The sequence below is a fragment of the Leucobacter sp. 1207-22 genome (genome assembly GCF_052850455.1).
Map to the genome: position 1 here is coordinate 78,034 of NZ_VXCR01000006.1, position 21,307 is coordinate 99,340.

Sequence of the window (21,307 nt, forward strand, 5' to 3'; positions counted from 1 at the left end):
GCGAGGCAAAGTCGGTGAAAGTCTACTCTGTGGTACCAGCGGTAACCCGTGAAAATGGCCTCTTTGATCAAGTCGTTAATAGAATGGTGTCGTGAAGAACTTTGATGCCGCCGTTATTGACGCAGTGCTCGCCCACATGAATGACGACCACAACGATGACAATTTGCTCATCGCACGCGCAAACGGTTATCCGGGTGCAACTGCCAGTGTGATGGCGGATCTGAACCAGGATGCCGGTGTTTGGCGAGCAGAGGGTCCCGAAGGCGTTCGCGAGATTACGGTCGCTTGGCCGAACGCTCCGCTGACTGAGCGCCCCCAGATTCGTCGCGACGTCGTTCTCGTGTACCAGGCAGCGTGCAAGACGCTCGGTGTTCCTGCGCGCGAGGAGCACAAGCCTGCAGCTGATGCGAACCCGCACGGTGATCACGGTCATGGCGGATCCGCCCACGGCCACGGCGCGCACGGCCACGGTGGCAACCCCCACGCACACGGCGGTAACCCGCACGCGGCTGCTGCAGAGCACACCGGCCCCAAGCCGTTCTCGCAGGTCATCCGTGAAAGCTCGTGGGGCGATCACTCTGACAGCGAGGGTGCGACCTTCATGGAAGACATCATGCGCGGTGTCGCCACGAAGCAGGATTACATCGACCTCGTCATCCAGCACTACTTCATGTACGTTGCGCTCGAGGCTGCCGCGACCCAGCTCGCAACTCGCGACGATGCCGAGCAGCTGCACCCTGCGGCGCTTGTCCGTCTTCCTGCGCTTGAGGAAGACCTTGAGTTCCTCCTCGGCGCTGACTGGCGTGAGCAGATCGAGGCGGTTCCCGCGACCGCTGCATACGCGGCTCGCATTACCGAGATCGCAGAAGAGGGCTGGGCAGCTGGCGTTATTGCGCACCACTACACGCGTTACCTCGGCGATCTGTCGGGCGGCCAGATGATTGCGAAGCGCGTTGCGAAGCAGCATGGTTTTGCAGACGGTCGCGGCATCTCGTTCTACAACTTCGCTGAGCTCGGCGACCTTGTTGAGTTCAAGACCAACTACCGTGCCGTTCTTGACTCGTTTGGCGACACCCTTGACGAGGAAGAGCAGAAGCGCATGTGCGACGAGGTGCGCCAGGCGTACGCATTCAACACGCAGGTCTTCATTGATCTGGGCAAGCAGAAGGCTGCCCGAGCAGCAAACTGAGTGCCGCTGAAGGGAGCCGCATGAGCAGGAAAGCAAACCTGCGCCAAGTGCTCTCCGAAGCTTTCCGGAGTCTGTGGGCATTGCCCGCAGGCCCCGGCCCACGCCAGTGGATCGCGCTACGCGCAGCGGCCTCAATGGGGGTTCCGCTCGCGATTGGCACGCTGCTTGGCGGGCCTGGCATCGGCCTGCAGGTCGGCACGGGAGCGTTTACTGCGCTCTTCTTCGCGGATCTTCCCGCTGCTGAGCGTGCCCGCAGTCTGCCGTTCGTTGGCGCCCTGTTGTTCGGCTGCGCTGCGCTTGGCGGTTGGCTCGCGCAGTGGCCGCTCGCGTCAGCGATTGGTCTGGTACTCGCCGCGGTGCTTTCGAGCGCGATCAGCTATGGTCTGCGCTTTGGCCCGCCTGGCCCGGTGTTTTTCGTGCTCATGTACGGACTTGCTGGCACGATTGCCGGCCCGCAGAGCCCGGTGCCACTCGGCGAGTTTTTGCTGGCGCTCGCGGTGGGCATTGTCTTTGCTTACGTGATTGCGTTGTTGCCGCTCCTTCGCCGCGTGGAGCGGGACCGCCCGACGAGACCGTTCCGCGAGATCATCCCAAGGTTCTGGTTGGGCAGGGGCGAGCAAGAACTGCTGCTTCGTGTTGCGATTGTTGCCATCGTCGGTACGGTCGTGAGCGAGTTGTGGATCGAGCCGTCGCGTGCCTACTGGACGGTTTCGTCCGGTGTCGCCGTGATCGGGCTCAGCACAGTGCGCAGGCATTCCGTGGGTCGCGGTCTGCATCGGTCACTTGGAACGATCCTCGGTGCCGCGCTTTTCATGCTCATTGCGCCGCTCGGTGCGAACCCGTGGATGTTCGTGCTCATCATCGCGATCTTCCAGTTCGCAATTGAGATCGTGGTCGTGCGTAATTACGCGTTTGCGCTCGTATTCATTACGCCGCTTGTGCTGTTCATTTCGTCGGCTGCGTCGGCGGCTTCGGGCGCTGGCATGGGAGCGACGGCTGAGGTGCGTGTCATCGATACGCTCGTTGGTGCGGCGCTCGCGATCTTGACGGCGTTCGTCCACCCGCCTCGGGTCACCACCTCCACCGGAACTCGCAGGGTGGTTTCGTAACCGCCGTCAGCGGTCTCGCCTGAGATGACCGACCCGCCCAGAATGTGGGCGCGCTCGCTGAGGCCAACGAGCCCAAGCTTGGAGCCGGGGAGTCCGAGCGCAGGCATGTGCGGTGCGGAGTTGCGCACTTGAACCTCAAGCTCGCCGTCGGCTACGTGGCCACTGACGCGCACGGTGGCTCCTGGGGCATGCTTTCGCGCGTTGGTGAGCGCCTCTTGAATCGTGCGGTAGGCCGCGCGCTGGGCGGGAGCTGGCAGATCCTCCGGTAGCTCAAGATCGACGGTCACGTCGAGTCCCGAAGCCTTGGTGAGCGCGGCGATGTCTGACAGACAGGGTTGCGGTGCAGTTTGGGGCGCGGATCGATCACCAGATCGCAGCACCGTGAGCATGGTCCTGAGCTCTTCGAGGGTGGTGACGCAGAGCTGGCGGATCGTTCGCGCGCCTGTGCGTGATGCTTCGTCGCCTGCCCGCACCTGGAGTGCACCGGCCTGTACCGCCATGAGGCTGACCTGGTGAGAGACGACGTCGTGCATCTCGCGCGCAAGGAGTTCGCGCTCGTGACGTACGGCTTCGGTTGCGGCGCGTTGGCGCTGTTCCTCGTGCGCATCGCTGAGCGCAGCAAGACTGTCGACGAGCTGGCAGCGGGTCGCAACGAGCACGCCAACTGCGGCGGGTGCGAGCGCAAACATGGCTGCGGTCGTGAGCAGGCCGACGGGATGTTGCGGGGCTTCCGCCCACGTTGCGCCGATGACGTGCGCGACGAACATCACCACGATGGCACCGCCAAGCACGAGGCGACGTGGTCGCTGCACCGCGAGTGAATAGAGCGCGATGACTGCGGCGATCGAGGCGCAGCCGAAAACGAGTCCGGGAAGCGCGAGTACCACGGATACCCACGGGGCGCGGCGTCTGAGCAGCAGGCCAGCAGCAGCAACGAACGAGAAGACCGTACTGAGGAGGTCAGAATCCAACAGGGTGATCGCCGCCTCTGCTGCTGCGGCAACGAGCAGTGCGGCTTCGACGGTCCAGCGTGGAAGCGACGCTGGGGTGAGCGACTTCATCGTGTGGTCTCCGTTCGAAGAATTCCCGCTCGTTCGGCGAGCAACGCGGCTGGTACGCGGCCAGAAACTGAGAGCTTTGCGAGGATTGCTGAGACGTGGTCTTTGACGGTGCCGACGCTGAGCAAGAGCTGCCGGGAAATCTCGGTGTTTGAGTCGCCGTGTGCGAGGCGGACGAGCACCTCGCGTTCACGCTCGGTGAGCTGTGCGATCCGCGCCACTGCCTCGTGATCGGTGCCGCCCTCGCGTACGGCCTCGCGCATGCGGCGCGCAGGCATTGGGGCGAGTACAACGCCACCGCCTGCGGCCGTGTGTACGTATTGGGGGAGTTGCTCGGGGTCGGTGTCTTTGAGCAGGTACCCAGCGGCGCCGAGGTCGAGCGCGGTGCGCACGTAGTCGTCCATGTCGAAGGTCGTGAGCATGATCACGTGGGGCGGATCAGGCAGCGCAGAAAGCTCGCGCAACACCGTGAGCCCGTCGACCTGAGGCATCCGGATGTCGAGCAGGACGACCTGCGGGCGGCAGTCGCGAACGAGGTCGAGCGCTTCGGTACCGTCACCTGCTCCGACGACTGTGAGGTCGGGCGCTGCCTCGAGAATGAGGGTGAGTCCCTGCCGCACAAGCGCCTCATCATCGATGATGACGACGGCAATGCTCTGGTCCCGAGGCTGAGGTGACATAAGGCAATGCTAGGTCGCGCGGCTCCAAACCTCACTGGGTGTGCGCAGAGTTCAGCCGGTTGGTGCCGCGTTTCGGCCAGTTGGGGGATACCGGCACGCCGACGCCTGGGCCAACACTAGATTTGGGCGCGATGTCCGCGCCGCCAGTGAAGGAGACCTCTATGACCCAGACGCCTGCCCCCACCGACGCCCGTGCCGTGATGTCGGACGATATCGCGAAGCTGCTGCTCCGCATTGCACTCGGTGGCGCCCTCTTTGCACACGGATGGCAGAAGTTCTTCAGCATGGGAGTTGACCAGGTGGGTCTCTTCTTCAGCTCGCTCGGTCTGCCGATGCCAGAGGTGGCAGCGGTGGTCGTTGCTGTACTCGAGCTTGTTGGCGGCGCGCTTCTCGTGCTTGGCGTCTTTGTGCGCCCCCTCGCCGTGCTTGCAGCGCTCGAACTGCTCGTTGCGATTGTGACGGCGCACGCTGGTGCAGGGTTCTACGCTGACGGTGGTGGCTGGGAGCTGCCAGCGATCATCGCCGCTGCCCTGGTCGCGCTTGCGCTCCTCGGCCCTGGCCGTTTCTCTGCGCTCGCAACGCTGCACGGTCGTATCCCCGCATGCCTGCGGTAAGTCCTCATCACGGAGCAACACCAGTGGGGGTGCGGATCACTTGGTCGATCCGCATCCCCACTGGTGTGCGCACGCGCTACGGGTGAGGAGGGCGGTACTGCACTTTCACAGAGAGTCGCAGTCTGTTGACAAAGGTCAGGTGAGAAATGCTTGGATCATTCTTCAGGAGACAGGCCGTACAGACGCACCTCGCAATGGTGCAGGCCAAAACGAAGATCGGTGCGGAGAACGGCGCAATCTCGACAACCGCGAATGCATAAAGCGTGTAGAAGCCAACACCACCGATAGCTGTGAGCTTTGGCAGCCATCGATTGACGGGAAAGCTTGAGTCTGCCAGAAGTATTCCGACAAGCAGACCCGCGATGGCGCTACTTGTATAGACACCCGCTGGGGTGTTGGTAATTGAGTCTAGAAGCATGTCAGACGCGATGGCGCTCGAGGATACGATCTTCTCAGCACTTCACTCGCCAGATAGTCCCTGGCGCGGGGACGGCGACTGCAAAGAGACAGCTCCGTGGCCTGTCACTTTCCGCAAAGTTCGCTTGCAACACCAAGTAAGCAGTCCAGCCGCCGCAAGCCACTGCTGCGCCAGGCCATCGTCGGGACATGATGGTGCACATTCCGCTTGCGGCTGCGTACGTTCGCACATTGCGCGTTTCTGTGCGATTGAGTTTCAAACCGTACCCGCCACCATTCCACTGCCAGGTTGGGTCGGCGGTAATCGGGTAGGTAACGGTATCTGTGGGTGAAACTACTTGCACCAAGGCATCGTCTTTTATCTCGAAGAATGTTTCTACTGGACTGCCATGTGCGTCAACCGCCCAGGGCGCATCGACCGGAACATAGAGGCCTGAACCATCAGGACTGATGAAAATCCACGAGCCATCGTCGGCCTGGGACGGCACTAGGCCGTCCATGCGATACTCAAAGGAATGTTCGCTTTGGGCAGTGGCGATAATGGTTTGAATTCTGGTGGAGCGCTGGTCAAGTGTTTGTACTGCAATCGCGTCTTGCTGTGTATCCGCAGATGAAAGATCTGAAGCAAAGACGACAGTGCCGTCTTGAGCCACTGTGCCTTTTGCTATGTCGACATTGTCTGGCAGATGTATTTTGGTTTCGAAGAGGTTGCTCCTAACTTCACCCGAAATCGATATGCCTTCGGCCGGGTCCAGGTTGATAACGACTTCACCAAAATGGGTTTCCGTAGTGACCTGATCATTCGACAGGCTTCCTGACGTTGGAACCCCAGCGTCAGGTGCAACCGCTTCGATATGCGCAGCTAAGGCGTCTGCAGCTTCTTGAGGAGAGTCAGACGGGGTAGCCCGCGCTGGACTTGTAACTGACAGTGTGAGTAGGCCAACAAGAAGCATCGGTGCGACTTGTTGCCAGAGGCAGTGAGGAATGATGGAGGCTTTCAACGACATCTTCAACCATCCTGATCTTTGAAATGGTGGGATGTAGAAGTACAACATGGGGAGCCTGATCGCAGGGAAAACGGTTCAGAATGGTCCGCAGTTTGACTCAGGTAGCGGTTTCACCGTCATCGCGGATCGTCTGAACCATTCATCGCTGCGTAACTCAAACAATGTGGTGGCGCGGATCACTTGGTCGATCCGCGCCACCACTGGTGTGCGCACGCCCTACGGGAAATGAGCCAACCTAGGCGCTGTAGGCGACCTCGCCGTCGACGAGTGTGAGGAGTACGCGTGCGTCACGCAGCGCGTCTGGCGCATCGGTGAAAGGGTTCACGCTGAGCACCGCAATGTTCGCGCGTTTGCCTGGGGCGATGGTGCCGTGATCCGCATCCTGGCTCGCGGCGTATGCCGGTCCGTGCGTGAGTCCTTGCAGCGCATCACCCGGTGTGAATGCGCGCTCGGGGTGATATCCGGGCAGTGATGCATCGAGCGCAGATCGGGTGGTCAACGCAATGAACAGGTTGTCCAGTGCGTGATGGGGGGCCGTCGGGGCGTCGGTGCCGAGCGCGAGCGTGACGCCGTGCTCGCAGAAGGTATGCCACGGGAAACCCTGCTCGCCACGTTCGTCACCGAGCATTGCGATCCAGTTATCAAGAATTGCGGGATCGCAGTGGACCGGCTGCATCGAGGCCGTGATGCCGAGCGCGGCCATGCGTGCGATGGTGTCGGTGCCGACCGACTCGAGGTGCTCGATTCTGGGGCGGCGGTCTGGGCGGGGTCCGTTGACGCGAATGCATTCCGCGACTAAATCGGCCGCCATCTCGCTCGCAGCGTCGCCGATCGCGTGCAACGCGAACTGGAGACCAGCGGCATCGACTGCGAGCGCAACGGGGAGTGCTGCTTCGTAGCTCCAAATGGGAGCAGCGTTCTCGCCGTTCGCGTACGGGGCGCGCATCGCTGCGGTGCAGGCGTCGATCACGCCGTCGAGAATGAACTTCACGCCGTTGATGCGCAGCCACTCATCGCCGAACTCTGCGTGAATCTCGTCGCGCAACCGAGCCGCAGTCGCGACCTGCGCAAGATCTTCTGCTGAGTCGCCCGATGCGCGCAACAGCCAGTGCGCTGTGATGGGGAACGGCAGTTTGCCGTCGCGGCGCAGTCGACGCACGAGGGGGCGGATCAGGCTCTCATCAAAGGCCATATCTGTTGCCCCAGTGACGCCCGTCTCGAGGTAGACGTTGAACGCGTTTTCAAGGTAGCGGTCTTCATCAGCCTCTGAGGTGACGCTTTCAAGGTAGCTCCACGCGTACTGCATCGCGGCAGTCTCGAGCAGGAAGCCTGTCGCGTCGCCATTCTCGTCGCGCACGATCTCGCCGCCAACCGGGTCGGGGGTATCGCGGTCGATACCCATCGCTGCAAGCGCGGCGGTGTTGACCCAGACTGAGTGCAGATCGTTGGCATCAAGCAGCACCGGTACATCTGAGATGACCTCATCGATCATGGCAGCGGTCGGACGCTCATCGCCGAGCGCACTGAACAGCCAGCTCACCCCAAGCACGTGGGGCGCATCGGGCTGGGCTGCACGACGCTCGCTCAGCGCACGTTGAATGTCAGCAAGCGTCTCGCAGCCGCGAAGCTGCACCTTGTCGAGTGCTTCGCCGAGCATGCGCAGGTGCGAGTGCCCCTCAATCATGCCCGGCATGACGAAGCTTCCAGCGAGGTCCACTTCGGTCACGTCTGCTGGCTGGGCTCCGGTGCCGAGTGAGGATCGCACGGCTGCAAGCGTTCCCGCCGCGGTGATGCGCCCTGCCGAAACCGCGAAGGCTTCTGCGAGGGGGCGATCCGCGAGACCGGTGAAGACGCTGGCGTTGCGGTAGAGGGTGACGTTAGTCATTGGTGACTCCTGCCGGGTTGGTGTTGACGGTGGCATTGGTGCGGTGCGCTGCTGCGTGTTCGCGTTCGAGCGCGCGTTCTGCGCTCACCGAGACGCGGGCGATGATGACGGTCGGAACAATGACGATGAAGCTGACAATACCCATGAGCAAGCAGAAGGTCGAGATGTCAACGGTCTCAATGAGCCACGCGCCGATGAGCGGTGCGAAGCTCGATCCGACGAGGTAAGCGCCAGAGAGCGGAGCTGACCAGCGGCCGCGAGCATCCAAGCCAGCAGCGGTGGCGATGAAGAGTGAGAACGCGAACGCGTAGACGGTGTTGATGAGGATGATGAGCCACGCGAGTGTGGTCGGATCCGCGGTGAAGCCCACCCAGATTTTCAGCACGCCACCGAGCGCGAGCGCGAGTGCGAGCGGGACTGCGCGGCCAAGCTTCTTACCTGCGATGAGCACGATGAGCATGGTGATGAGACCGCCGCCTGCTGCAGCGCTGAGAGCGGTGCCAAGTGCTGCTGGCGCGAGGCCGACCGAGTCGCCGAGGACGCCTGCCATGGTCCAGATGGCGTCTTCACTCGTTCCCCACAGCGGGAAAACGATGAGAATGGCAATTCCCGCCCAAGTAATGCGGCGGGGCTCAGCAATCTTGAGCGACTGGGTGACATCGACAGGTGCTGCATGCTCGGGAGCATCAGGGAGCCACGCTGCAACAATGAAACCGAGCAGTGAAATAACCGCGAGTGCGCCGAAGACATTGACCTGGCTGAGCCCCATGATCGGAATGATGGCGAGCACGATCATCACGAGAATTCGGTTAATGATGCCGCTCATCGCGCTCACACGGTTGGGGTTGCGAAGCGCGGCAATTGCTGCACCCGACGTTGAGATCGCTGCGCCGACACCAGCGCCGCCGATGATGAACGCGGTGACGGCAACCGATTGGTCTGAGACAAACGCCGCGAGCGCGAACCCGACGGTGCCAACTGCGAGGCCTGCAAGGGCAAGCATGCGACGTCGGCTCCCTGCGGCAAGGCGCGAACTACCAAGGCCCACGACGGCCGACGCGAGCAGGCCCCAGGTCAATACCGCCCCAGCGTCAATGCCGGAGAGTCCAAGTCCTTCGAGCGCGGTGATGATGAGCGGTGCGAGGTTCGCCATCATGAGTCCGGCGAGCGCGAGCATGAAGGTGGCTGCGCCGTTCTTGATTCCGAGCGGGTGACGTGGATCGGACCCCTGGATTGCGTGTGTGTTCGAACTCATCGTGAGAGTCCTTTCTCAGTGCGTCATTGCATTTCACAGCATTAACCGAATTGATTTCGGTTTTGGCAATATGATCCACTGCAAGGGGTCGCATTGTCAAACCGAGCGACCGGTACCACCGAGGAGGGTTCATGGCGCGTCCAAAGGTGGCCCTGTTGAGCCGTGACGTCATCGCGAGAAAAGCGATTGACATCGTGGAATCTGGGCGCGATCTGCAGATTGTGACGCTCGCCCGTGAGCTTGGGGTGAGTCCTTCCTCGCTCTACCATCACGTCGATGGCCGTGACGGCATCATCCACGCCATGCGTGAATCACTTTCGACCGAGTATGCGCCGCCGTCGGTCGCGGGGCTGCCCTGGCAAGAACAGGTGCGCGTGCTCATCAACACGCTGTGGCGCCTGTACTCAGACCACCCGCGCACTCTGCAGCTGCTGCTCACTGTCATTATCGAAGAGCCAGAAACGCTCGAACTCTATGGTGATATTGCCGCAGCGCTGCGACTCGGAGGTGTGCCAGACGACGAACTCCTCGTCACGATTGAGACTCTCGACGCGTTCGCATTCGGGTCGGCACTTGATGCGCTGTCGCCCGAAAGCATCTTCGCGCGCAACAAACTGCATCCGTCACTTGATGCCCTGATCGACAAGCATCCAACGGGCAAGGCGCGCAACGAGCAGCTCTTTACGCACGGTGTTGATTTGATCCTCACGAGCGTCGAGCTTCGTGCAGAACGGGCGCGGATCCCAGGCGACCACTAGCCTCACTGTCGGCGGGCCGCACACCACACAGCAGTGGCCGGTCACGCACGCGAGGTGCATGACCGGCCACTGCCGAGGGAAGCTGGGCGGCTGCGCCGCGGATCCGCCCGTTGAAGTTGGCTATTCTGCCGAATCGACTGCGAGCTCAGGCGGCTGAACACGGAAGCCGCGAGTCGTGATCGCTAGGACAGCAACGCCAACAAGAAGCCAGATCGACCCAAGCGTGATCGCGTGCAGGTCGAGCTGTGCGAGCAAGTACGCGATGACCAGAATGCCGATCACTGGGAACACGAGGTACAGGACCGGGTTGTGTGCGCGGCCAGCGCGACGTTCCTTGGCCCAATAGACGATGACCGACGTATTCACCATGATGAACGCGAGGAACGCGCCGAAGTTGATGAACGAGGTCGATGTCGCGACGTTCATGAACATGGCGATGAGGCCGACAACCGCGATCGCAAGGATGCTGAGCACAGGGGTGTGTAAGCGCGAGTTGAGCGCGCCGAAGAACCGCTTCGGAAGCACGCCGTCGCGACCCATCGCGAAGAGGAGGCGGCTACCCGAAGCCTGGGCAGCAAGCCCAGAGGTGAACTGCGCGATAACGAGTGCCGCGAGGAAGACCGCGCCGAACAGGTTACCGCCGATCTTCGTGGCGATGTCGAATGCCGCGGTATCGGGTGAAGCGAAGGTGCCGCCTGGCTGCACGAGCTGGGTGACGTATGCAACGACGACGAAGATGCCGCCGCCAATGAGTGCAACGAGCAGGATGGCGCGTGGCACGGTGCGCTTCGGATCCACGGTCTCTTCGGTGAGCGTCGTCACCGCATCAAAGCCAAGGAAGGAGTATGCGGCAACGGCGGCACCACCAGCGATGCCAACAAAACCAACGCCGTCACCAACGAAGGGGCCGCTGCTGAAGAGTCCGCCTGCGCCGTCGGTGCGCACGACCGAAGCAATCGAGAGCGCAACAAAGAATGCAATGACCAGAATTTGGAACGACATGAGGATGAGGTTCGCCTTGTCAGCAATCTGAATGCCGATGATGTTCAGCGCGCTTGTGATGACGATGAAGCCCAAGATCCAGACCGGCATTGGCACCGCAGGGAACTGCGCCTGCAGGTACGATCCGCCAATGAGCCAGATCACCATCGGGAGGAACAGGTAGTCGAGCATGATCGCCCAGCCCACGAGGAAACCCACGCGGCCATCGATCGTGCGGCGCACGTACGTGTAGGCGGATCCGGCAACCGGGTACGCCTTCGCCATGCGGCCGTAGCTACTCGCGGTGAAGAGCATCGCGACGAGCGCGATGAGGTAGGCGCTCGCGCTTGCTCCGCCCGTCTGCTGGGCGATGACACCGAAGATGCCGAGAACAATGAGCGGGGTGAGGTAGGCAAGGCCAAACAGCACAAGCGAAGGGAGCTTGAGCGTGCGAGTCAGTGTTGCGGATGTTGCTGGGCTGGATGACACGGAGACTCCTCTGTCGTTACGTGTGTCTGGGGCAGGGATACGGTGCGCGGTGGCTGCCGCAAAGCGGGGCAGCCACCGCGCCGCCTGGTTAGGACTGCCGCGAAGGCGGTGCCCACTCGGTCGGGTTGATTCGACCGTCATACATAGGAAGGGCGACCGGTGCGTCTTCTGGGGTGAACTGGTTCCACACGCGGTTGCTGAACATGGTGCCGCGTTCGCGCACCTCGGTCACGTCGTTGGGGTTGAACGTGAAGGTGAGTGTCTCCTCACCGATGCCAGCCTCAGCGATGACGAAGCCTTCTGGGCCCACGACGATGCTGCGGCCGCGGCCGACCGGGCCAGCACAGTTGACGCTGGCCATGACGTTTTGATTGGTGATTGCGTTCGCTCGAGCGAGAATAAGCTCCTGCTCGCGATCAGGACTCGTCGTCTTCACGATGTTCAAGATGAGCTCTGCGCCGAGCCACGCAAGCTGACGGCTGTGTTCAGGGAACCACGCGTCGTAACAAATTGAGAGGCCAACGATGCCGGTTGGCTGCGCTGCTGATTCGTCCTGTCCATTCCCTCCGGCCTGGAAAGTGTCGAGATCGTGCACGGTGAAATGCGTACCAGGAACGTGTGGTTCGAAGGGGCGCCAGGGGAACATCTTGCGATAGGTCGCCTGGAGTTCGCCATTGGGAGCGAACAACAGCTGAGTGTTGTAGAAGTTGCCGTCTGAGCCAATCTCGCCGATGCTGCCCGGGCAAAGCCAGACATTGTGGCGTGCGGCGATAGCGCCAAGTGCTGCGACATATTCGCTGTCGAGGGGGACCGCGCCTGCACGTAGTGCTGCTGGGCGGTCTGCCTCTGGCAGGTGCTCTGTGCCGCACAGGTGCATCTCTGGGTATACGAGGAGACCGGTGTTCGGATGCTCGGTGAGCGTTGCGGCGACGTCGGCGGCGAAGCCATCAAGCGTGCCGTCGATGGGCTCGGGGGAGCGCTGCGCGAGCGCAACTTCGATTCCGCGGGTAGTCAAGACGACCTCCTTGTCCAGCGCACGTCCGTGCGTCCAAGCAAACTGATCATTTTGATCATGATCAACTTGATCACTATAGACACGAGTCTCGCTAGGATCAAACTATGAGCAAGAATTCCTCGGCAGAAGCTGCCGTGAGTACCGCGGAAGAAGTGGATGCCCTCTTCGTCGTTCCGGGCTCAGCAGCAATGACCAGGCTCTCTGCTGTCGAGACCGTGCGGGCGCGGATCCTGCTCCCCATCGAGCACGGTCTGCTCGCCCCAGGAAGCAAGTTGCCGAAGCTGCAGCACATTGCAGAGGGTCTTGAGGTGAGCGCCATTACCGCCCGTCGCGGACTCGAAAGCCTCGTCGAAGACGGCGTGCTCGTTCGGCGCCCCGGACGTGGCGGTGGCACCTTCGTTGCCGACGTGCCACCCGAACTCAATGACTCTGCGGTAACGGCGTACCGCGCTGACGCGCAGGCGATCCGCCACCTCATTGACCAGCGAAGCCTCATGGAGTGCGGCATCATTCACGAAGCGGCATTGCGTGCGACACCTGAACAGTGTGACGAGCTCGACGCGCTCATTCAGCAGTCCCAGGATGCCCCAAGTTGGCTCGAACATCACGGCCCAGACACGCGATTTCACACGCTCATTGCCGAGATCAGTGGATTGCCTTCGATCCCGACCTATCTCGCAACCTATGATGCGCTGCTGAAGTACTTCGTGCCGTATCCGCTCGAAGAGCTTGTGCAGGGACGCGACGAACACCGTGCGCTTGTCGCCGCGCTGCGTGCAAACGATCCGGTAGAAGCCGTGCGCATCACCCGCGAGCATGTCGGCGCGCTGCACCGAGAGATGTTCGTCGCGCTGCCCAGGTGAGCGGGGAGTTACGCTGCTGGTGCGCTCGCGCCGCGCTCTCGCATGAAGCGAACCACGTTCGGATCGACAATCACGTCACTCGGCCGAAGATCGCGCGCGAGATACAGGCCTTCGAGTGACCGCACGCGGCTGAGCGCGACATACGTCTGGCCGGCGGTGAACGCACGCGGGCCAAGATCGACGCACGCCGAATCGTAGGTGTGGCCCTGTGATTTGTGGATCGTGACCGCCCAAGCCAACCGCAGCGGGAACTGCTCAAACTCGGCGACGACCTCTTTTTCAAGCTTCTTGGTATCGGCGTCGTAGCGGTAGCGGAAACGCTCCCACACCGCGGGCTCAACCTCGTACTCGTCATCGCCCGTCTCGACCCAGACCGTGCCTTCGACGCGTGACACCGTGCCAATCGTGCCATTCACCCAACGGCCGTCTGGATCATTCCGCAAGAACATCACTTGAGCGCCAGGCTTGAGCTCAAGTACCTCGTCAGCTGGGAACAGGTTTTCCTTGAACTCGCCCGTTACCTCGGCCACTGCACGGAGCGCGGATCCGCGAATCTCGGCAAGACGTTCGGCATTGATGCGGTTCACCGTCGCGTTGGTCGAAGCAAGCGTGATGACATCGCGCGGAGCCGGTCGCGCGCCCGCCTTGTTTAGAGCATTGGCCTGGTTCTCATCCACGATGCCGTGGCGCACGGCTCCGAGGATTCGCTTGAACGCATCATCGCGCTGGCGATGCACCTCGTTCAGTTCAATGACCGAAAGCGGAACGGCATCCCACACCTTCGCGTCAAAGAACCAGAGCGAACGGTACGTGTCGTCAAAGTAGGCGCGCTCGTGCGGATCCCGCGGCGGCACCGGTGGCAGCTGGAACGGGTCGCCAAACATGATGATCTGTGCGCCACCGAAAGGATCGTGCTTCTTGCCGCGAGCGAGGCGCAGTGCTCGGTCGATCGCGTCCATGAGATCGGCAGACACCATCGAAATCTCGTCAATCACGAGGGTGTCAATTGAAGCGAGCATCTTCTTCAGCTCGGAAGGCTGATCAAGCTCGTGATCCGCGATCACTCCAGTGGGGAGGCGCAGCAGCGAGTGGATCGTCTGACCACCGACGTTCAGCGCGGCAACACCCGTGGGGGCGCAGACCGCAATGATCTTTGACGTGTTGTACGACAGGTGATTCAGGATCGTCGACTTACCCGTGCCAGCACGGCCAGTGACAAAAATGTGTTCGCGGGTGTGCTCAATTTTCTCGTAGACCGAGAGTTGTTCAGAGCTGAGTTCGGGGCGCGACACCCATTTAGGGTACCCGGTTTCGGTGGGGCGCTGCTGGCCGCCCGGGGGATAATTTACTGGTGCAACGATTCCTCGCTCTCTTCGCGCTCACACTTGGTGGATTTGCCATCGGTATCACCGAGTTCGCCACCATGGGGGTGCTGCCCGACATTGCGAGTGACATGCTGCACGGCTACGAAGCCGACCCGCAACGCGTCATCGCACAGGCCGGCACGATCATCTCGCTCTATGCGCTCGGAGTGGTGATCGGTGCGCCGGTCATCGCCATCCTGTGCGTGCGAATGTCGCTCACGACCCTCGCGCGCTGGGCGCTCGTCGTGCTCGGGGCGGCGAACCTCGCATCCGCGCTCATGCCAACGTTTGAGCTGGTGTCTGCCTTCCGCTTCGTCTCGGGGCTGCCCCACGGCATCTACCTCGGTGTCGCAGCGCTGCTATCTGCGAAGACGCTTGGGCCGGGAAACATGGGCAAGGGCATCGCCATCTCCATGATCGGTCTCACGACTGCGAACGTCGTTGGCGTGCCTTCCTCGACCATGCTCGGCCAAGCCTTTGGTTGGCGCTGGGTCTACGGCGTTGTCGCCGCACTCTTCGCGCTCGCACTGCTGCTCGTGGTGCTGTGCGTCGAGAAGTTGCCAGGCAACCCAGAGCGGACGGCGCGAGGCGAGATCCGCGCACTCGGCAATTACCGCGTCTGGCTCATGATCGGCACGCTCGCGGTGGGGAGTGGTGGCTTCTTCGCTGTCTACTCCTATATTGCAGACGTCACGACGCGTGAAGTTGGTCTTGGACCCGAAGTCGTGCCTTGGGTGACCGCGACGCTTGGCCTTGGCATGGTGATCGGAAACTTCCTCGGCGGAGTTCTTGCAGACCGACACCTCAACCGCGCGGCGATCTTTGGGCTCACACTCGCGGTGGCCGTGTTCATCGCGTACTCGCTGTTTGCTGGGTCGCCGATCCGTCTCTTTGTCTTCGCGTTCCTCGTGAGTGCCTCAACCATGATGTTTGGGCCAGCGGTGCAGGCACGCCTCATTCGTGTGGCCAATGGGGCAGATTTGCTCGGTGCATCTATGAACCATGCCGCCTCGAATATGGCCAATAGTCTCGGCGCGTGGCTCGGCGGACTCGTGATCGCGGCTGGCCTCGGCTACCTGGCGCCGGGCTGGGTGGGTGCGTTGCTTGCGGCTGCTGGTCTCGTGCTCATGCTCGTGAGTATCGGGCTCGAGCGGCGCGACAAGGCTCGGAGTCTCGATACCGGCGGCATGCCCGTCGTGTAGTGGGTGGGGTGCTGGCTGCTGTCTGCTGTCTGCTGCTTCGGGTTCGCGACGTTGCCCTCGTCTGGAAAACGGCCTTCCTCAGCATGAATTTCGCCGAAAATGTCTGGAGGATGGCCGATCTCGAGATCTAGGCAGTTGTTGACACGGCCAGTCCTGACTGATGCAAGGGCAGGGAGACTGCGCGCCCAACTTGCGGCTGCGCGAGGGCAAGCTAGTGGCAAGGTTGGTCGAATGACCAACTGCGGCAGCCAGTTTCGGTCAGCCCTGGCCAGTGCCATGCCGCCTATGATGCTGCCGCGGGTGACCTCGCGGCCACCCTTGCCGTGGGCAGGTTTGGTTTATGAGGTAGGTGCGGCATGCGTTGTTTTGATGCTCACATTTGCGCAGGGGCCTGGCGAACGGGCTTCTTCACGAGCCAGGCCATGAGCACGAGGCCGATAACGAGCACGATCGTGATGCCGAGGATGCCGAAGTGCGTTGCGCCGAACCAGAGGATGAACGACGACCACAGCCACGGTGAGAGGAAGCTCATGACACGGCCGGTCGTCGCATAGAGGCCGAAGACCTCGCCCTGCATGTTGCCTGGCGTGAGGTGTGTGAGCAACGAACGACTTGCGGCCTGCGCTGGTCCGACTGCTGCGGAGAGGACGAGCCCGCCGATCCAGAAGATCACCTTGCCCTCTTCTCGGAGGAAGAAGATAAACAGCGCACTCGCGATGAGAATGACGAGCGACCAGATGATGATTGCGCGCGGGCCGAAACGGTCGTCAAGTCGACCAGCCAAAATGGTCGCAACACCAGCCACGAGGTTGAGCGCGACGCCAAAGATCATGACCTCGGTCGCTGAGAAGCCGAACGAGACTGCCGCGAGGATGCCGCCGAATGCGAAGATTCCGGCGAGACCGTCTCTGTAAATTGCGCTTGCGATGAGGTACCAGAACGTTTGGCGATCCTGGCGGAACAGGCCGCGCAGATCGTTCACGAGCACCGCATAACTCTGGAAGAATCCGACGCGGGGGCGCTCGGTGCGTGCGGCGGTTTCTGGCACCCAGAAGAAGAATGGCAGCGAGAAGACAATTGTCCACAGGCCAGCACCGACGGCGATGAGGCGGTAGGCCATGCCGTTCGAGGTATCCATGCCAAACCACTCGAGCTCGGTGACGATGACGACGAGCAGCAGCGCGATGATTCCACCGATGTATCCGAGGCCCCAGCCGAGGCCGCTGACACGACCGACAGTCTTTTTCGTAGATACGTCGAACAGCATCGCGTTGTAGCTGACGCCTGCGATTTCACTGACGACTGAGCCCACCGCCACGGCGATTGCGCCGAACCAGAAGTAGCGCGGATCCGCCTCAACAAAGAACATCGCAAACTGGATGAGCGCGAGCGCAGCGGTGCAGCCAACAACCCACTTCTTCTTATTGCCGCGTGCGTCAGCCTGTTGGCCAAGGATCGGTGCAATGAGCAGCACGATGATGCCAGCGGCGAAGGTGATCCAGCCGTACGTTGCTGACAGGTCGGCGAGCCCGGTGCAATACGCGGTCGAGGCATCCGCTGATTGCGAACACGTGATGGTGCCGTCCGCGTTCTGCGCGGCGATTTCTGGGGCGAGGAACGCGTCCGAGACGAGGTACAGCGACACCCACACGAACGTGAGAATGACGGAGTTGAAGGGCTGCGTAGCCCAGTCCCAAAATGCCCACGACCGCACAGTCCGCTTGGGAATTGTGGCCTCTTCGGTCGTGATCGTTGCGCTCATAAGAGCGAGCGTACCCGGTGTCGTGGCGCCCGCTGGGGCGCGGATCACACTGCATTCCGGAGGTTCACTTGTGCGTTACCTGAAAGTTGAGTGAGTTTGGCTCAAGTTTGCCTTGGTGTACTTGACTTGACATCCGACTTGAGTAAACTTGAGTGCATCAGGCTCAGCTTTGAGTCGACAAGAATTCGGTCGTTCGATCCCCAGTGTGATCAGTTGGCCGACCAGCAGTTAGGTAAAGGAGAACACATATGTCACGTGCAGTAGGTATTGACCTCGGCACCACGAACTCGGTCGTTTCGGTTCTCGAGGGTGGCGAGCCCACGGTTATCGCAAACGCAGAAGGTTTCCGCACGACCCCTTCGATCGTTGCGTTCACGAAGGACGGCGAGGTGCTCGTCGGCGAGACCGCAAAGCGCCAGGCCGTTACTAACGTTGACCGCACCCTTGCTTCGGTGAAGCGCCACATGGGCACTGACTGGAAGACCGAAGAGATCGACGGCAAGCGTTACACCGCGCAGGAGATCAGCGCTCGTACGCTCATGAAGCTCAAGCGCGACGCAGAGACCTACCTCGGCGACAAGGTCACCGACGCAGTCATCACTGTTCCCGCGTACTTCAACGACGCTGAGCGTCAGGCAACGAAGGAAGCTGGCGAGATCGCCGGCCTCAACGTGCTCCGCATCATCAACGAGCCGACCGCAGCGGCACTCGCTTACGGCCTTGACAAGGGTAATGAGGACGAGCTCATCCTCGTGTTCGACCTCGGTGGCGGTACCTTCGACGTTTCGCTCCTCGAGGTAGGTAAGGACGACGACTTCTCGACCATTCAGGTGCGAGCAACCGCGGGCGACAACCGCCTCGGTGGCGATGACTGGGATCAGCGCGTTGTCGAGTGGCTCATCACTCAGTTCAAGCAGTCGACCGGTGTTGACGTTGCTGGCGACAAGATCGCTCTCCAGCGTCTGAAGGAAGCTGCTGAGCAGGCGAAGAAGGAGCTCTCGAACTCGATGAGCACCCAGATTCAGCTGCCATACCTCTCGCTCACTGAGAACGGCCCTGCGAACCTCGACGAGACGCTGACCCGCGCAAAGTTCGAAGAGCTCACCAAGGACCTCCTTGAGCGCACCCGCAAGCCTTTCGAGGACGTCATCAAGGAAGCAGGCGAGAAGGTCAGCGACATCGACCACATCGTCCTCGTTGGTGGTTCGACTCGTATGCCCGCTGTGACCGAGCTCGTGAAGAAGCTCACCGGTGGCAAGGAGCCCAACAAGGGTGTGAACCCTGATGAGGTCGTCGCAATCGGCGCAGCTCTGCAGGCAGGCGTGCTGAAGGGTGAGCGTAAGGACGTTCTGCTCATCGACGTGACCCCCCTGAGCCTCGGTATCGAGACGAAGGGTGGCATCATGACGAAGCTCATCGAGCGCAACACCGCTATTCCGACCAAGCGTTCGGAGACCTTCACTACTGCTGATGACAACCAGCCTTCGGTTGCTATCCAGGTGTTCCAGGGCGAGCGTGAGTTCACCCGTGACAACAAGAACCTGGGTACGTTCGAGCTGACCGGTATTGCTCCGGCTCCGCGCGGCGTGCCTCAGATTGAGGTCACCTTCGACATCGACGCAAACGGCATCGTTCAGGTTTCGGCGAAGGACAAGGGCACCGGCACCGAGCAGACCATCACCATTTCGGGTGGTTCGACCCTCTCCAAGGAGGACATCGAGCGCATGGTCCGCGAGGCTGAGGAGCACGCAGCTGAAGACAAGCAGCGCCGCGAGGCAGCTGAGCAGCGCAACAACGCTGAGCAGCTCGCATACTCGGTCGAGAAGCTCATCTCCGAGAACGAAGACAAGCTTCCTGAAGACGTCAAGACTGAGGTCCAGGGCGATCTCGATGCTCTCAAGCAGGCACTCGCAGGCGAAGACGACGCAGCAGTGAAGACCGCGGCTGACAAGCTTGGCGAGAGCCAGCAGAAGCTCGGCGAAGCGATCTACGCTGCAGCACAGGCAGAAGCACCGACCGCTGATGCGGCTGACGCTCCCGCTGATGAGGACGTCGTAGACGCAGAGGTCGTTGAAGACGACGAGGAGCAGAAGTAACCATGACGAATGAGGAGCAGCACAACAACGGTGAGGCTCCCCAGGCGGCGGGGCCGGAGGCGAATGCATCCGGCCCTCAGCCGCATCAGGGGGACGACCTGACTGTTGAGGACATCTTGAACGCTGAGCAGACTGACGCAGCCGCAGGCGCTGACGAGTCTGCTCCTGCTGCAGATGCTGCAGACGACGCAGAGAACTCGTATCTTGAGGACCTGCGCCGTCTCACCGCGGAGTACGCGAACTACCGCAAGCGCACCGAGGCAAACGTTGAGATCGACAAGCAGCGCGCAACCGCTGCCGTCGTGACTCAGCTCATCTCGGTGGTCGACGATCTTGATCGTGCTGAGCAGCATGGTGACCTCGTTGAGGGCAGCGCGTTCGCAGCAATCGCGCAGAAGCTCCGTTCGACGCTTGAGCGCGTTGGGCTTGTGAGCTTCGGCGAGAAGGGTGAAACCTTCGATCCGCAGATCCATGAAGCAATCGCGCAGGTGCCGGTTCCCGGCGCCGAGGGTGAAACCGTGCTTGACGTGGTTGAGCGCGGATACCGAATCGGTGACGTTGAGCTGCGCCCCGCGAAGGTAGCGGTGGCGGTGGGAGCTGATGGCTAGTCAAGATTGGTTAGATAAAGACTTCTATAAGACGCTTGGCACCTCGAAGGATGTCAGCGACGCAGAGCTGAAGAAGGTCTATCGCAAGCTCGCGCGAAAGTATCACCCAGACTCAAATCCGGGAGATGCGGCGGCTGAGGCGAAGTTTAAAGAGATCAGCGAGGCATACTCGGTGCTCTCTGACGCTGAACAGCGAGCAGAGTACGACCAGGTTCGAGCAATGGGTGCCGGTGGCGCACGATTCACATCGGGCAGCCATGGTGGTCAGGGCTTCGAGGACGTCTTTGGCGGCATGTTTGGTGGCGGTGGCGGCCGAAGCGCAGGCTTCGGCGGTGGCGGCCAGAGCTACGAGGACATCTTCGGGATGTTCGGTGGTGGCGCTCCGCGCGGTCCGCAGCGGGGGTCAGACATTACTGCGTCGACGACGCTCGACTTTGAGACTGCAGCGCAGGGCAAGACGGTCACACTCGATACGCCAAATGGACCCGTGAAAATGCGGATCCCAGCTGGTGTGAGCGACGGCCAGAAGATCCGCGCTGCCGGCAAAGGCCAGAAGAGCCCGAACGGCGGTCCTGCAGGCGACCTCCTGCTCAAAGTGAGCGTTCGTCCGCACCCCGTCTTCGAGCGCGATGGTTTGAACCTCAAGCTCAAGCTGCCTGTCACATTCACTGAGGCTGCGCTTGGCGCAACCGTTGAGGTGCCGACGCTTGGTGGGTCGGTTGTGAAGCTGAAGGTGCAGCCAGGCACCCCGAGTGGCCGCGTGCTGCGCGTGAAGGGCCGTGGCGTGAATAGCTCGAAGGGGACCGGCGACCTGCTCGCTGAGATCCAGGTGGTTGTTCCTTCGCACTTGAGTGACGAAGCGAAGGAAGCGCTTGCAGCGTTCCGCGACCTTGAACCCGCAGAGAATCCGCGTGAGGACCTCCTCGCGCGGGCGCGCGGCTAAGGCAAGGCAGAA

The 21,307-nt window shown here is 61.6% G+C and carries 18 protein-coding genes and 1 pseudogene; 10 read left to right on the top strand and 9 right to left on the bottom strand.

All coding sequences use genetic code 11. The features are described from left to right. Positions 1 to 91 precede the first annotated feature (91 nt). A complete protein-coding gene (locus tag FW756_RS11090) occupies positions 92 to 1,189 on the top strand; it encodes a biliverdin-producing heme oxygenase (protein WP_446430219.1) in 1,098 nt (365 codons plus the stop codon). Between the two features lie 20 nt (positions 1,190 to 1,209). Continuing rightward, the gene (locus FW756_RS11095; RefSeq protein ID WP_446430220.1) at positions 1,210 to 2,298 is read left to right on the top strand and encodes an FUSC family protein; all 1,089 of its coding nucleotides are present in this window, start codon (positions 1,210 to 1,212) and stop codon (positions 2,296 to 2,298) included. A gap of 29 nt (positions 2,299 to 2,327) precedes the next feature. On the opposite strand, the pseudogene FW756_RS11100 reads toward FW756_RS11095, so the two are convergent. Together FW756_RS11100 and FW756_RS11105 are read right to left on the bottom strand one after the other, a co-directional pair. After that, positions 2,328 to 3,359 (bottom strand): annotated as a pseudogene (locus tag FW756_RS11100) (sensor histidine kinase); the annotation flags it as partial. Then, positions 3,356 to 4,036, bottom strand: coding sequence for a response regulator (locus FW756_RS11105; RefSeq protein ID WP_446430221.1), 681 nt, complete (start codon positions 4,034 to 4,036; stop codon positions 3,356 to 3,358). The pseudogene FW756_RS11100 and the gene FW756_RS11105, both read right to left, overlap by 4 nt. Positions 4,037 to 4,197: 161 nt before the next feature. On the opposite strand from FW756_RS11105, the gene FW756_RS11110 reads away from it, so the two are divergent. Then, a complete protein-coding gene (locus tag FW756_RS11110) occupies positions 4,198 to 4,650 on the top strand; it encodes a DoxX family protein (protein ID WP_446430222.1) in 453 nt (150 codons plus the stop codon). 452 nt (positions 4,651 to 5,102) lie between these two features. On the opposite strand, the gene FW756_RS11115 is transcribed toward FW756_RS11110, so the two are convergent. Then, the gene (locus tag FW756_RS11115) at positions 5,103 to 6,074 is read right to left on the bottom strand and encodes a hypothetical protein (RefSeq protein ID WP_446430223.1); all 972 of its coding nucleotides are present in this window, start codon (positions 6,072 to 6,074) and stop codon (positions 5,103 to 5,105) included. A gap of 46 nt (positions 6,075 to 6,120) precedes the next feature. On the opposite strand from FW756_RS11115, the gene FW756_RS11120 reads away from it, so the two are divergent. Then, complete coding sequence (locus FW756_RS11120; RefSeq protein WP_446430224.1) at positions 6,121 to 6,303, top strand: hypothetical protein; 183 nt, start codon at positions 6,121 to 6,123, stop codon at positions 6,301 to 6,303. A gap of 6 nt (positions 6,304 to 6,309) precedes the next feature. Here the strand turns inward: FW756_RS11120 and FW756_RS11125 are convergent, their stop codons facing one another. Both FW756_RS11125 and FW756_RS11130 read right to left on the bottom strand, forming a co-directional pair. Continuing rightward, positions 6,310 to 7,959, bottom strand: coding sequence for an amidohydrolase (locus FW756_RS11125; RefSeq protein ID WP_446430225.1), 1,650 nt, complete (start codon positions 7,957 to 7,959; stop codon positions 6,310 to 6,312). Further along, on the bottom strand, positions 7,952 to 9,214 hold the full coding sequence (locus FW756_RS11130; protein WP_446430226.1) for an MFS transporter: 1,263 nt from the start codon (positions 9,212 to 9,214) through the stop codon (positions 7,952 to 7,954). The genes FW756_RS11125 and FW756_RS11130 overlap by 8 nt, the downstream gene beginning before the upstream one ends. 131 nt (positions 9,215 to 9,345) lie before the next feature. On the opposite strand from FW756_RS11130, the gene FW756_RS11135 reads away from it, so the two are divergent. After that, positions 9,346 to 9,972 (top strand): TetR/AcrR family transcriptional regulator, encoded by a 627-nt coding sequence (locus tag FW756_RS11135; protein WP_446430227.1) that lies wholly within the window; start codon positions 9,346 to 9,348, stop codon positions 9,970 to 9,972. A 120-nt stretch (positions 9,973 to 10,092) separates the two neighbouring features. Here the strand turns inward: FW756_RS11135 and FW756_RS11140 are convergent, their stop codons facing one another. Beyond that, complete coding sequence (locus FW756_RS11140) at positions 10,093 to 11,442, bottom strand: APC family permease (RefSeq protein ID WP_446430228.1); 1,350 nt, start codon at positions 11,440 to 11,442, stop codon at positions 10,093 to 10,095. Between the two features lie 88 nt (positions 11,443 to 11,530). Beyond that, entirely contained in the window at positions 11,531 to 12,457 is a 927-nt protein-coding gene (locus FW756_RS11145) for a carbon-nitrogen hydrolase family protein (protein WP_446430229.1), read from the bottom strand. Between the two features lie 104 nt (positions 12,458 to 12,561). On the opposite strand from FW756_RS11145, the gene FW756_RS11150 reads away from it, so the two are divergent. Beyond that, positions 12,562 to 13,320, top strand: coding sequence for a FadR/GntR family transcriptional regulator (locus FW756_RS11150; RefSeq protein WP_446430230.1), 759 nt, complete (start codon positions 12,562 to 12,564; stop codon positions 13,318 to 13,320). Positions 13,321 to 13,328: 8 nt separating this feature from the next. Here the strand turns inward: FW756_RS11150 and FW756_RS11155 are convergent, their stop codons facing one another. Next, positions 13,329 to 14,612, bottom strand: coding sequence for an ATP-dependent DNA helicase (locus tag FW756_RS11155; protein ID WP_446430231.1), 1,284 nt, complete (start codon positions 14,610 to 14,612; stop codon positions 13,329 to 13,331). Between the two features lie 59 nt (positions 14,613 to 14,671). Here FW756_RS11155 and FW756_RS11160 point away from each other — a divergent pair, with 59 nt between their 5' ends. Next, positions 14,672 to 15,886, top strand: coding sequence for an MFS transporter (locus FW756_RS11160; RefSeq protein ID WP_446430232.1), 1,215 nt, complete (start codon positions 14,672 to 14,674; stop codon positions 15,884 to 15,886). 373 nt (positions 15,887 to 16,259) lie between these two features. On the opposite strand, the gene FW756_RS11165 is transcribed toward FW756_RS11160, so the two are convergent. Next, on the bottom strand, positions 16,260 to 17,648 hold the full coding sequence (locus tag FW756_RS11165; RefSeq protein WP_446430233.1) for an MFS transporter: 1,389 nt from the start codon (positions 17,646 to 17,648) through the stop codon (positions 16,260 to 16,262). 248 nt (positions 17,649 to 17,896) lie between these two features. Between FW756_RS11165 and dnaK the strand changes: the two genes are divergently transcribed. Genes dnaK through FW756_RS11180 form a run of 3 tightly spaced genes read left to right on the top strand, consistent with a single transcriptional unit; the run spans position 17,897 to position 21,295 of the window. Further along, complete coding sequence (dnaK, locus tag FW756_RS11170; RefSeq protein ID WP_446430234.1) at positions 17,897 to 19,744, top strand: molecular chaperone DnaK; 1,848 nt, start codon at positions 17,897 to 17,899, stop codon at positions 19,742 to 19,744. A 2-nt stretch (positions 19,745 to 19,746) separates the two neighbouring features. Continuing rightward, positions 19,747 to 20,352 (top strand): nucleotide exchange factor GrpE, encoded by a 606-nt coding sequence (locus FW756_RS11175; RefSeq protein ID WP_446430235.1) that lies wholly within the window; start codon positions 19,747 to 19,749, stop codon positions 20,350 to 20,352. Then, positions 20,345 to 21,295, top strand: a complete 951-nt coding sequence (locus FW756_RS11180) for a DnaJ C-terminal domain-containing protein (protein WP_446430236.1) — start codon at positions 20,345 to 20,347, stop codon at positions 21,293 to 21,295. Before FW756_RS11175 ends, FW756_RS11180 begins: the two co-directional genes overlap by 8 nt. The last annotated feature ends 12 nt before the right edge of the window (positions 21,296 to 21,307 follow it).